A 12,121-nucleotide genomic window follows, 5' to 3' on the forward strand; every position below is an offset into this window, starting at 1 on the left:
TTTATCAACGGTTGAATGTCATTTAGGTTGAACTTGTAGCTCCCCTTCGCGTGGGACTTCGTAGACAGAAAACCCTTCGATCGCTGTTATCCCGGATTACTTTTTATCAATTTTTCAATTGATGTAATCCGGTGATAAAGGCGAACGCTTTGCTTCTTCGGGTCTTTTCTGTCCACTTCGTTAGCTAATGTAGAGCTCAAAGTTCAAAAGACTGCATTCAACGTGTGCTTGTTTCTTATATTGGACTCTCGGCATAAGCTGCCTCGAGTTAGTTAGTTCTAAAGATGTTACTCGTTAACATTTGTAGAATAGTTCAGTAATTTACCAATTTACTGTTGAACCGTGTTATTCCATACACTTTTGCCATCTACCCACGTTTGTACAGGCCAGCCTTTTAGCTTCCATCCTGTAAACGGTGTGTTTCTTCCCTTGGTGGCAAATGTAGATGGATCAACTGCTTTTTCTTGATTCAGATCAATCATCGTAATGTCGGCTGGAGCACCCTCTTCAAGCTTACCTGTATCCAGTCGGAATACTCTTGCTGGATCAGCAGTCATCCGTTTAACCAGGAAGTCGAGTGTCCAGATTCCTGTCTCCACAAACTTTGTGTAGAGGAGTGGGAAAGCTGTTTCGAAACCGACGATTCCGAATGGTGCCAGTTCCATGCCTTTTGCTTTCTCTTCTTCGCTATGCGGTGCATGATCCGTTACGATCATATCCAGTGTTCCGTCCTGCAAGCCTTCAATGCAAGCCTGCACATCGCGTGGTGAGCGTAACGGTGGGTTCATTTTCCAGTTAGAGTCCATGCCCGGAATGTCTTCATCGGATAGGAGCAAATGGTGCGGACATACCTCAGCGGTTACCTTGATGCCGATGGACTTCGCCAAGCGGATCAAACGAACCGATTGTTCTGTGCTAACATGGCACACATGGTAGTGAACTCCTGTTGCTTCAGCAAGCAGAATGTCCCGCCCTACATGAATCGCTTCGGATTCATTCGGAATACCTTTGATGCCGTGACGTTTGGAGAATTCCCCTTCGGTCACATAGCGACCCACAACTAGTGAATCATCTTCACAGTGGGCAATAACCGGCATATCCATGCTTGCTGCGAGTGTCATGGCGTCCTTCATCATTTGAGCATTTTGTACGCCTACTCCGTCATCTGTGAATCCAATCGCACCCGCTTCTTTCAGCGCGGCAAAGTCGGTAAGTTCACGACCAAGTTCATTTTTGGTGATCGCCGCATATGGCAGTACTTTAACCAGGTCTGCTTCCTTCGCTTTATCCAGTACCAGCTTCACGGTATCCGGATTATCGGTTACAGGTCTGGTATTGGGCATACATGCAATCGTAGTAAAACCGCCTTGTGCCGCTGACCGTGCGCCTGTTTCGATCGTCTCTTTGTGTTCGAATCCCGGTTCGCGCAGATGCACATGCATGTCGATCAGCCCTGGGATAACCAGTTTTCCTGAAGCATCCGTTACACGTTCAGCTGATTTTTCCGCACTTAGTACTGCCTCGTCTTCCACTCCAACGATGGCTTGAATCTTTCCTCCATCTATAATGATGCTTTTCCGTTCAAGTTCCCCTTTTTGATTCAAGACATTTGCGTTTTTAATAATCTGTACCATGATTGCCCTCCGCTTCGGTTCTGTCCGACTTCCTAGAAGCCGGATGATTTGGTTTATCGTTTACGCTCTATTGCTCTATAAGAACTCTCGCCCTTGAGCCCAACATTGCTACAGCTTCATCGCACGTTCCATAACCGCCATGCGGATTGGAACTCCGTTCGCCATTTGCGGGAAAATCCGCGATGCCGCACTTTCGACAACCGCGTCGTCAATTTCGACGTTACGGTTTACAGGTGCTGGATGCATAATGATGGTGCTTGGTTTAAGACTTGCTGCCCGTTCTTCCGTCAATCCGTAGTGTTCGCGATAATCCTCTGCTGAGGTAATAATTCCTTGCTTGTGACGTTCGAGTTGAACCCGAAGCATCATGACTACATCCGCATCCAAAGCATCTTGCAGCTCTACATATGGAGCATGCTCTGCCAGTTCAGGTGCCTGCATCGTTTCTGGAGCACAGAACCGTACATCTGCACCAAACTTCTGTAACGCCCACAGGTTGGATCGAGCGACCCGGCTATGCTTAATGTCTCCGATGATGGAAACACGCAGGCCTTTCAGCTCACCAAACGCTTTGCGCATCGTATACAGATCGAGCAAAGCTTGTGTTGGGTGCTCGTTATTGCCGTCTCCTGCGTTCACTAGTGGCACATTAACTTTTTGCGCCAGCTGCTGCAGAACTCCTGAAGGCTTCAAGCGAATAACCCCTGCATCAATGCCCATGGATTCAAGGGTGCGCACCGTATCGTAGATGGACTCGCCTTTCTCTACACTGGATGCCGCTGCAGTAAAGTTCAGTACTTGAGCACCTAATCGTTTCTCTGCCATTTCGAAGGAGAATCGAGTGCGTGTGCTGTTCTCGAAGAACATGTTAGCGACAAAGCGTGATTCCAGAACAGGAACGAGTTTCTCTTGTTGTGCTTCCCAGTGAGCTGCTCTGTTTAGGATTGATTCAATCTCTCCACGACTTAGTTCTTTCAGTCCTAGCAGGCTGCGATCTTTCAATGCTGGTTGTGTAATCATCATGCTTGCTCCCCCGGTTCTGAATGATTTTGACTTCGTCCTGTCCATCTGCCTCCATGAGTGCAACTTCGATCTCCTCTGATTTGGAAGTCGGCACATTTTTGCCGATAAAATCAGGGCGAATCGGAAGCTCGCGGTGACCGCGATCCGCAAGAACAGCCAGTTGAATGTTTTGCGGTCTTCCGCAATCCATCAGAGCGTCCATCGCTGCGCGAATCGTTCTGCCGGTATACAGCACATCATCGAACAAAATCACTTTTTTGTTATGAATGGAAAGTGATTCAGGTGTCATAATCAAAAGTTCCTTCCGAGTCTCGCCCGCTATATCAAGGCGATCATCACGGTAAGGAGTTACATCCAGTTCTCCCCAGGGATTGGCGTACCTTCGATCTCTTCGATCTTGGCTGCAATTCGTTCTGCAAGGTATACACCCCGTGTGCGAATTCCAATAAGTACGCATCCGTCGATTCCTTTGTTTTTCTCCAATATCTCATGGGCAATCCTTGTTAAAGCGCGGCGGATCGCCGTTTCATCCATAATGACATGTGTTTCTGTGCTCATGCGTTCAGCCTCCTCAGGATTCCCTTCAGATCATGGCCCCGTGACGAGGAGAACAAAAAAGACTCCTTGCCGTGTTTAATGGCAAGGAGTCTCCGAACTTCAGTCTACGCTGAAGAAAGTTTACTCTCGGGGATGCATCGCTTCATTTGCCGCAGCAAATAAACGACGTATCGTTCACGTTACCTTGCCAGTCTCACGGGACTGATTTAAAGGTGCTATTCATGACGTCCATCTGGCAGTACCTCACAGGGTGCTGTTATCCATCAGGTCGTTTTATCTTCATGAATTATGACAGAAAGACAACCCCTGTCAACACCTCACCATAACAGGCGAAATTCCTCTGCTGTGATTCTCTTAGAATCAGCATTTGGGCTGAAAAACATCCATGCACACTACATTTCATTCGTCATTCATAATTATACAATAAATCTGTATATTTATCCATAGGCAATTATTCAAGGCTGTACACCAAAATAACCCTTTTCCCACATAAACAGTGTGGTAAAGGGTTATAAATTGTTATGTGAATATATTCAATAATACGGAACGACAACATATTTTTCGGTATATGGGTTCCATCGCTTTTTATTATCTCAAGGAGAGCAATCAACGGATTAATTCCAATTCTGCTACTTAGCTACAACCTTCTTCCCTAGTTGCTCATAGGACTGTTTGATGGTCGAGAGCGTCTCCATGTGGCGATATATATTATTGCCTGCTGTTATAAGTATACTTACGATCAATAAGCCAACCAGAATTTTTTTCCCTAACCCCTGACGTAAACCAATAACAAATCCTCCACCTAATAAGAAGAGAGCGAACAAATAATGCCCAGCATACAGATACATGTCATATTGGAATACAGCGAGTCCAAAACCAACAACGATATGAAGCAAAAACGCAAATAAAATATAAGGAAGAAGTGTCCACACTTCTCGTTCCCGAATGCCTCTGATTACTCCAGTAAGAGCCAGAAGCAAGATGAATACACCGGTAATTTGCACATACAGTGGGTTGGATCTTGTAAGATCCGTGACAAACGCAACCATACCCGGATCAAGCAAAATCACTTTTGGCGTCAAGATCGGATTGATGGTTAATAGATTCAGTGCTTTCCAGTGTACGGCGAATTGAAAAGGTGTTGCATAACTCGTTCCTCCGTTTTGAATACCCAGCAACCAGTTGGTTACCCAGCTCCGTCCACCAAGAGATACATATTGAATAACGGTAAATACCACGATCAAGCCAGCCGCGAGCAGCATAATGCCGATATATTTTGTCCATCCAGCCTTGCTCCTCCAAGTCCGCATATTCCCAAACAATGCAGCAGCAAATGGAACGATATTCGTTGACGTCAATCCAAAATTCACAGTGGCCAGAACAGCATGAGGTACAACACGAACTTCATTCTGTTCCCGGGAATATTGCAGATAAACCACAGATAACAAAATCATAAATTGCACATAGGGATACGAGTCAGGAATCAGAGCCGTGAACATCAAATACGAGCTGAAACCAAAAAGAAGCGCAAAAAGCAACGGTACCGTGATCGTTCTGTCCTTCTTACTTAGAAAAATAAATACTAATACAACGGAAGCAGCATTAATTAAAGATTGCAGCACGAGAAAGAATCCATTGCCGCCTAACAACTGCGCTCCAGCGCCCAGGGCAAGAGCCAAAAATGAAATTAACGGATGAATAATGGATGAGCTATTGGTGCCGTAATACATTGATGGATCAAAATTGAATAAATTAAGCGGAAAAAGATGAGTACTAAATGGCGAGTATACTGCCAAACGAGCTGCATTTTCCGAAATATAACTTACATATGCCAAATTCATTACACCGTAAAACAGAGCAAAACCAACGAACAAGTAAAGCGCTGCCCAATTCGTTTTGCGATTGTAAAATATGTATTCTAAAAATTTCATGCACTCACATCCAATTTCTTTGATTACAAACATGTTATAAGCATTAGCCCAAGCTGCAATTAAACCAGACTCGTCTTCGGACTACATTACAAGGAAACATAATCCACCCATGATGCAAATGACGCCTAACCAGCGTAGTGTGCCAACCGTCTCCTTAAATGCAAATCGAGCGATGAACAGTGTCCACACATAGGTGAGGGCATTGGCAGGTAATACCACCGTCAGTGGCAGAAACTTCAACAATAAAATATTCAGGAGCGCTCCTGTACCATAGAAGCCAAGTCCCATGAATACATGTATTCGTCTGCGGCTGGTCGCATAGGCTTTCAACCCCGCTCCCCCCATGGCTCCGCATAACGTCATCACAATGAGCACTACAACCATCCAGCTATCGATCAACACTGGTCAATGTCACCCCAATTCCGAGCAATACAACAGCTGCCAGCTTTTGAACGGTAATATCTTCACCGAGTAGGAAATATCCATAGATCAGTGCAAAAATGTAACTGGCACACATCAAAGGATAGGCAACCGATAACTTTTCCATCGCAAAGGCTTTGATCATCAAAATCGCACCCAATCCGTAACAGAGAAAGCCCGCCCCCAAGAAAAACCAGTCCGTCAGTCCCCATTTCCAAAACAGTTGACCGGTTGCGGTAAGAAAAGCAGAGATGAGCATTAGCAGCTTCCCTGTGTGGCGACTTCTTATTTCCCCCACGATAATGCCTCCGTCTCTGGCACATGTCTGTTGATAAAATATCGCTGTGCGACGAGTTGCATCACCGGCATATCAGACAAAGAATCTGAGTAAGCGCAGGACTGATCGTAGTCAATAACCATGCCCTTCTGATCGAGATAAGCTTGTATGCGTCGCACTTTTTCTTCCCCTTTGCAATTCAAGCCTTCAACGGTACAGGTATATCCCTGATCTTGGCGTACAAGCTCTGTTCCAATCACATGATCAACCCAAGGGAAATTTTCAAAGTATTTCATGTACGCATGTGGGGATGCTGTAACAAGCAAAACATGATACCCTGCCTCCTTGCGGTGTTGCATCTCCACACTGGCTTCAGCAAAGATGGCCTTACGCAATCGGGAATCAAAAAAATGAGCCAGATCTTCTTCCGTCATGCGTTCAATGCCTTTAAAGTACGAGCGTTTGACTTGTTCAACACTCATAAGTCCTGCCTTGAACATCAGTGTGTGTAGCGCAATCACAGGCAATCTCCACGACTGTCCTGGATAACGCCGAACACCATAATGCACGAATTGAAACATGGAATCGGTACGTATAATCGTTTTATCAATATCAAAAATTGCAATTTTTGTACTTCTCACTCTGATCCCCTTACACTCTCTACAAATCACAACATTTATTCGAAAATAGCAAAAATGCAGATTACACTGATCACATACAGAATCACGGTAATGAGGATAGGCTTGTCCTCAAACAACACCCGATCCGGTGAACCACCCTGGTTCTTCATATGAATCAAATACAAGTAGCGGAACATACCATAAATAACTAAAGGAATCGTCCACATAAGGTGTATCGTTCGATCCGACGTAAATGTAAATAACGAGTAGCTGATAATGGTCGCTGTTGTGACAATGGTATTAAATTGATCCAACAAGGTTATTGAGTAGTTATCTAGAACCTTGCGATGAGAGCCTGTATTGCCTTCAAGCAGGGTAAGCTCATTTCTCCGTTTCCCAATGGCCAGAAATAGCGAAAGCAGCAGTGTGCAGATCAGAAACCACGGTGTAAAAGGAACATGAATTAACACTCCCCCTGCAATCGCCCGCAATACAAAGCCGGCTGCAATGGTCATCATATCCAATATTACGAGATGCTTCAGCACAAATGAATAAGACACATTCAGTATAAAGTACACGATACACAATACGCCGAATAACGGATTGATCACAAACGCTGTTCCTATTGCTCCGATCAACAGCAAGGCACCAAATAGAAGGGCATGCGCCCCATTCACCTGTCCTGAGGCAAGAGGGCGAAATTTCTTCACCGGATGTTGCTGATCCCTTTCTCTGTCCACAAAGTCATTCAAAATATATACGCAGCCTGCAACCAAGCTAAATAAAATAAAACCAAGTATCGTCGTTAGAACCGTTTCCGTGCGAATTTCTTCAAAGGAAAACAGTAATGCTGCAAATAATAACCCATTCTTCGTCCACTGTTTGGGTCTTAACAATCGCAATAATCCTGAAATTGTGTTACCGGTTCCCACTGAACTAGAGGACACTGTGTTTGTACGTGAAGATAACAATTTCCATAACTCCCTTCAATAACAACTTCTACCTATAAAAACAACGTAAAGACTTTATAATATGTTGCTTGTATATTTTTGTAAAGGGAAATTTATCCTAAAACACAAAAAAAGAGACCGTTACCGGTCTCTTCTGTGATCTATCTTATTCATACAAATGTTTGTATTGAGTTAAAAGTTACAATTAGAATTCAAACTGCACATCGCTCAGGCGGCGTTTGATTTCAGCGATGACACGTTTCTCTTCCTCTTCCCCTTGCGCTACAAAGGTAACGGAGAAACGAACGAAATTACCTGCATCATCCCAAGGTACAGAAGAAATCAATTTTTCGCGGATCAAGAATTGGGAGAAGTCTTCCCCAGACTCGAAGCGACGTCCACCAACTACCCCTTTTGGTGCTTCAACATAAAGGAAGAATGAACCTTTAGGTTTTTCAGCTTGGAAGCCCAGTTCGTTCAATGCAGCAACAAGCATATCATGACGACGGGAATACTTCTCTGCAATTTTTTCTGTGATTTCCGGGTGGTTCAATCCATAAGCAGCAGCTTTCTGGATCGCAATGAATTGACCGGAATCGTTGTTGTCTTTTACATCACTGAATGCTTTGACAACAAGCGGATTACCCGCTACGAAACCAATTCTCCAGCCTGTCATGTTGTAGGACTTAGACAAGGAATGTAGCTCGACACCAACGTCTTTTGCACCAGGCACAGACAAGAAGCTGAATGGTTTTTTGCCATCATACGTAAGAGCTGCATAAGGAGCATCATGCACAACCACTACGTTGTATTTCTTCGCCCATTCTACAACCTCGGTGAAGAACTCTACCGTTGCACTTGCACCCGTTGGGTTATTTGGGTAGTTCAGATAAAGCAATTTCGCACGTTTAGCGATGTCTTCAGGAATCGCTGTCAGATCAGGCAGGAAGTTATTTTCCTTCGTCAACTGAATGTTGAACACTTCTCCACCAAGGTATTTCGTGTGCGTACCCATTACTGGGTATCCTGGCACCGTCATAATTGTTACATCACCTGGGTTAATGAAGCAAGAAGGCATCATAGCCAGTGCAGGCTTAGAACCGATGGAATGCACGATTTCCGTATCTGCATCAATGCCGTCTACGTTAAATACGTTCTTCAGGTAAGCTGCTGCAGCTTCCTTGAATTCTGGAATACCATTGTCAGCATAACCACGGTTCTCCGGCTTGGAAGCTTCCTGTGCCAGTGCAGCTACGATCCCTGCATCTGCCATCTCGTCAGGCTCGCCTACACCAAGGTCAATCAGCTCTACATCAGGGAAATCCTTTTTAGCTGAAGCTTTGGCGCGTTTGATTTTCTCAAATTTATAAATGTTTGTGTCTTTACCATAGTTGGAGCCGCCAATGCGGTCGGCAAAATTAGTTTGAATGTACGTTTCTTGATATTTATCGATACTCATTACGTGTTCATCTCCTCGTTTGACGCAAATTTCTACACTTTAATATGAAGCATTTGCGGAGGCTTAGCCATGGACAAAGTATCTGAACATTTGTACTTTCACGAGATGTCAGCGACTACGCAATGAGGCGAGCACATCTTCCATATCCTGCGGAAGCGGAGCAGAGAACTCCAGATACTCTCCAGTTGTCGGATGAACAAAACCCAAGATCGCAGCATGTAAGGCCTGTCCTTGCATTTTGATACCTTTGTTCCGTCCATATATCGGATCTCCTACAAGCGGATGTCCGATAAATTTAAGATGTACACGAATCTGGTGGGTTCGGCCTGTCTCCAGCTTCAATTCCAGCAAAGTATAGTCGTTAATCCGCTCTGTCACGTTGAAATGAGTGACCGCATGTTTGCTGTTACGCTCGGTCACAGTAAACATCTTACGGTCATTGGTGTCACGCCCAATTGGTGCATCAATTGTACCTTGATCATGACTCAAATGACCATGAGCAAGCGCAATATATCGTCTGTTGACGCTATGATCCTTAAGCTGTGCAGCTAATGAGGCATGCGCCCGATCATTCTTGGCAGCCATGAGTAGACCAGACGTATCTTTATCAATGCGATGTACAATGCCTGGGCGAAGTTCTCCATTGATCCCTGACAAGTCCTTGCAATGATGCATTAGCGCGTTTACAAGCGTACCTGAAGTATGTCCAGGTGCGGGATGCACCACAAGACCCCGAGGTTTATTAATGACGATAACGTCACTATCCTCATATACAACTTCAAGTGGAATATCTTCAGGAATGATCTCGACCGCTTTCGGTTCAGGGATCTGTAACACAACAAGATCACCTTCTGCCAGTTTGGCATTAGCTTTGACCACACCGCTATTAACAGTAACATGCCCCTCTGATATCCATAGCTGTACTTGAGAACGGGATACATTATCTATAGATTCAGTTATATATTTGTCGATTCGTTCTTTCTTATGTTCAGAAGAAACGGTCCACTCCATACGTTCATCATTTGTGAGTTCATCATCAACATTCATCTGCATCTCCTCAATTGATGTGTTCTCATTATTGTGTTCTTCCTTGTGTAAATTACTCATGGTGTTCATTCCTTTCAACCTGTGCAGCAGCTTTCTCTCGACGTCCCTCAAGCAAAGTTTCGATGATGATCAGTGCTACACCAATACAGATTGCCGAATCAGCAATGTTAAAGATAGGGAACGTGTAGGTTCCAAAATTAAGCTGCACGAAATCGACAACTTCTCCGGTTAATGCGCGATCAAGGAAGTTTCCGATCGCTCCACCGAGCACTAAACTAAGCGCTACAGGCAGCAATTTGTGCGGAGTATTCTTTACTTTTTGCAAATACCAAACCAATGCAACAACGACAACCAATGTAACGACAATAAAGAACCAACGTTGATTCTGCAGTATGCCAAAGGCTGCACCCGAGTTGCGATGTGATGTGATGATAAAGAAATTGCCGATTACCGGAATTTCCTCTCTTAGTTCCATCCGAGTTGCAATTAAGAATTTTGTTCCCTGATCCACCAAAAATACGATAAAAGCGAGGATATAATACACCACGTTTGTTTGTCACTCCGATCTTGTCTTTTCCAAACGATACCAGGCTTAACGCCAGACTTGTTCATTGTAGCACAGCTGTTTAGAAATCGTCCACGGGCGCGCTGTACTGCAGATCGGTTGGTAAAAACGATAACATTTCCCTTCTGTAATCCCGTACGCAATGGTACATCCTACAATAGAGTCCACATCCGGCTTACGCACGGAAGCAGAAAGGGGGAACATGATGTCACATTTTACAGCCAAACAACTGCAATCCCTTCAAGCTCAGCTTATTACTGAAAAGCAGGATATTGAGCACAGGCTCAAGCAAAACGAACATTATGGCCTCGGGGATTCAATGCGCTTTCAGACAGGTGAATTATCTCCAATCGATAATCATCCCGGTGACTTAGCTACCGAGATGTATGATCGTGAGAAAGATATTTCCTTGCTGGAACACGATGAGTTCCAATTGGAGCGAATTGATTCTGCTCTTCATGCCATGCAAGAGGGACATTACGGTATATGTGCTGTCTGCCAGCAACCGATTGATTATGAACGCTTGCAGGCGGTTCCTTACACCAAATACTGCAAAAAACATCAACCCGAAACCGTTGTTTCTGAAAATCGACCGGTAGAAGAGGAATTTCTTGCGCCTGCATTTGGTCGAACCAGCTTGGATGAACGTGAGGATCAAAATGGATTCGACGGCGAAGATGCTTGGCAGATCGTTGAAAGTTGGGGAAGCTCTAACTCCCCGGCGATGGCTGAAGGACGAGACATTGATAGTTACGACGTTATGGCAATCGAAGCCACCGATGAGATTGAAGGTTGTGTTGAAGCTTATGAGAGCTTTGTGGCAACCGACATCTATGGTCACGATGTGTCCATCGTTCGTAATCGGCAATATCGGCAGTATTTAGAAAACCGAGAAGGCGATAACCTGCTTGAGCCTGAATCATCATCAGACGATCTGTACTAACCTTCGAGCCGTCGTTCAATAGGTGCTCAGCTCAGTTCGAGCTGACGTTGTACGATCCTTACGATATCCGCAATGTAATCACCTACAATAGGTAAATTAAGCGCTCCGAGCACCTGTAACACATAAATGATCGTTGCTGCAAAAAAGGTAAAGCCAATCGCAATCCCTACACCTCGTGCAGTGCCAGATAAAAGGTTAAGCCCGATTAATTTCCATGGTCGGTTTAACAGCTCTGTATATTGAGCAATACGTGACCGTTCGAGCTCATTAGCAATGCGATTGGTCAGCGTATGTAGCTCTCCGATTTTATCATCCGCATCTTTCGTCGTTGACGAGAGTGAGGCATCTTGCTTTTCTTTATCATTCATGTTTCGCTCAGTCCTTTGGAGTAGAGTGACTGCCCAATAGCAATCATTGCCCATTTGCCGAAAAACCAAACGAGCCAAGATACAGGGATTATTATCCTTGCATCTAAGGCTCGTTTTGTCTTTAATAGGTTGTTCAAAAAGTCCGCTTTTAATTACGAAGGATGCCTAAGAGCATCTCTGCGTCGAAGATTGAATTCAGCCGAAATAAGTAGATGCTTACGAAGGTTGTTTCCTTCAGAAACAATGTAGTTGCTCACGTAGTCCTGCCTACGCTCCGCTACTCCATTTCTAGCTTCATCCCATCTTCTCGGTACTGAAAACCGTCC

At 44.6% G+C, this 12,121-nt stretch carries 12 protein-coding genes and 1 pseudogene; 1 reads left to right on the top strand and 12 read right to left on the bottom strand.

What is annotated here, in order from left to right:
• Window positions 1–329: 329 nt before the first annotated feature.
• The 11 genes and pseudogenes from DMB88_RS20520 to lspA form a co-directional block, all read right to left on the bottom strand.
• Entirely contained in the window at window positions 330–1,634 is a 1,305-nt protein-coding gene (locus tag DMB88_RS20520; protein WP_128102834.1) for a dihydroorotase, read from the bottom strand.
• Window positions 1,635–1,742: 108 nt separating this feature from the next.
• Complete coding sequence (locus DMB88_RS20525) at window positions 1,743–2,654, bottom strand: aspartate carbamoyltransferase catalytic subunit (protein WP_128104530.1); 912 nt, start codon at window positions 2,652–2,654, stop codon at window positions 1,743–1,745.
• Window positions 2,655–2,664: 10 nt separating this feature from the next.
• Window positions 2,665–3,215: pseudogene (gene pyrR / locus DMB88_RS20530) on the bottom strand (bifunctional pyr operon transcriptional regulator/uracil phosphoribosyltransferase PyrR); the annotation flags it as partial.
• Window positions 3,216–3,844: 629 nt separating this feature from the next.
• Window positions 3,845–5,146, bottom strand: coding sequence for a DUF6080 domain-containing protein (locus DMB88_RS20535; protein WP_128102835.1), 1,302 nt, complete (start codon window positions 5,144–5,146; stop codon window positions 3,845–3,847).
• Window positions 5,147–5,227: 81 nt separating this feature from the next.
• Complete coding sequence (locus tag DMB88_RS20540; protein ID WP_251381237.1) at window positions 5,228–5,548, bottom strand: permease; 321 nt, start codon at window positions 5,546–5,548, stop codon at window positions 5,228–5,230.
• Window positions 5,535–5,864: an EamA family transporter gene (locus DMB88_RS20545; RefSeq protein WP_251381236.1), complete on the bottom strand. Its 330-nt coding sequence runs from the start codon at window positions 5,862–5,864 to the stop codon at window positions 5,535–5,537. Before DMB88_RS20545 ends, DMB88_RS20540 begins: the two co-directional genes overlap by 14 nt.
• A complete protein-coding gene (locus DMB88_RS20550) occupies window positions 5,852–6,484 on the bottom strand; it encodes an HAD family hydrolase (protein WP_128102836.1) in 633 nt (210 codons plus the stop codon). Before DMB88_RS20550 ends, DMB88_RS20545 begins: the two co-directional genes overlap by 13 nt.
• Window positions 6,485–6,519: 35 nt before the next feature.
• Entirely contained in the window at window positions 6,520–7,410 is an 891-nt protein-coding gene (locus DMB88_RS20555; RefSeq protein ID WP_128104533.1) for a decaprenyl-phosphate phosphoribosyltransferase, read from the bottom strand.
• A gap of 208 nt (window positions 7,411–7,618) precedes the next feature.
• On the bottom strand, window positions 7,619–8,872 hold the full coding sequence (locus tag DMB88_RS20560; protein WP_128102837.1) for an LL-diaminopimelate aminotransferase: 1,254 nt from the start codon (window positions 8,870–8,872) through the stop codon (window positions 7,619–7,621).
• 108 nt (window positions 8,873–8,980) lie between these two features.
• On the bottom strand, window positions 8,981–9,925 hold the full coding sequence (locus DMB88_RS20565) for an RluA family pseudouridine synthase (protein WP_254438661.1): 945 nt from the start codon (window positions 9,923–9,925) through the stop codon (window positions 8,981–8,983).
• Between the two features lie 46 nt (window positions 9,926–9,971).
• Window positions 9,972–10,466: a signal peptidase II gene (gene lspA / locus DMB88_RS20570; RefSeq protein WP_128102839.1), complete on the bottom strand. Its 495-nt coding sequence runs from the start codon at window positions 10,464–10,466 to the stop codon at window positions 9,972–9,974.
• Window positions 10,467–10,689: 223 nt separating this feature from the next.
• Here lspA and DMB88_RS20575 point away from each other — a divergent pair, with 223 nt between their 5' ends.
• A complete protein-coding gene (locus DMB88_RS20575) occupies window positions 10,690–11,427 on the top strand; it encodes a TraR/DksA C4-type zinc finger protein (RefSeq protein ID WP_128104534.1) in 738 nt (245 codons plus the stop codon).
• A gap of 26 nt (window positions 11,428–11,453) precedes the next feature.
• On the opposite strand, the gene DMB88_RS20580 is transcribed toward DMB88_RS20575, so the two are convergent.
• Window positions 11,454–11,795 carry a DUF5665 domain-containing protein gene (locus tag DMB88_RS20580; protein ID WP_128102840.1) on the bottom strand — a complete coding sequence of 114 codons (342 nt, stop codon included), beginning with the start codon at window positions 11,793–11,795 and terminating at the stop codon, window positions 11,454–11,456.
• Window positions 11,796–12,121: the final 326 nt, after the last annotated feature.

Origin of the sequence: Paenibacillus sp. DCT19 (assembly GCF_003268635.1) — a bacterium.
Classification (GTDB): Bacteria; Bacillota; Bacilli; order Paenibacillales; family Paenibacillaceae; genus Paenibacillus.

Excerpts from the sequence above, each read along its gene's own strand:
- DMB88_RS20520 (WP_128102834.1), bottom strand. The coding sequence starts at position 1,634 with ATGGTACAGATTATTAAAAACGCAAATGTCTTGAATCAAAAAGGGGAA.
- DMB88_RS20525 (WP_128104530.1), bottom strand. The coding sequence starts at position 2,654 with ATGATTACACAACCAGCATTGAAAGATCGCAGCCTGCTAGGACTGAAA.
- DMB88_RS20535 (WP_128102835.1), bottom strand. The coding sequence starts at position 5,146 with ATGAAATTTTTAGAATACATATTTTACAATCGCAAAACGAATTGGGCA.
- DMB88_RS20560 (WP_128102837.1), bottom strand. The coding sequence starts at position 8,872 with ATGAGTATCGATAAATATCAAGAAACGTACATTCAAACTAATTTTGCC.
- DMB88_RS20565 (WP_254438661.1), bottom strand. The coding sequence starts at position 9,925 with ATGCAGATGAATGTTGATGATGAACTCACAAATGATGAACGTATGGAG.
- DMB88_RS20575 (WP_128104534.1), top strand. The coding sequence starts at position 10,690 with ATGTCACATTTTACAGCCAAACAACTGCAATCCCTTCAAGCTCAGCTT.
- DMB88_RS20580 (WP_128102840.1), bottom strand. The coding sequence starts at position 11,795 with ATGAATGATAAAGAAAAGCAAGATGCCTCACTCTCGTCAACGACGAAA.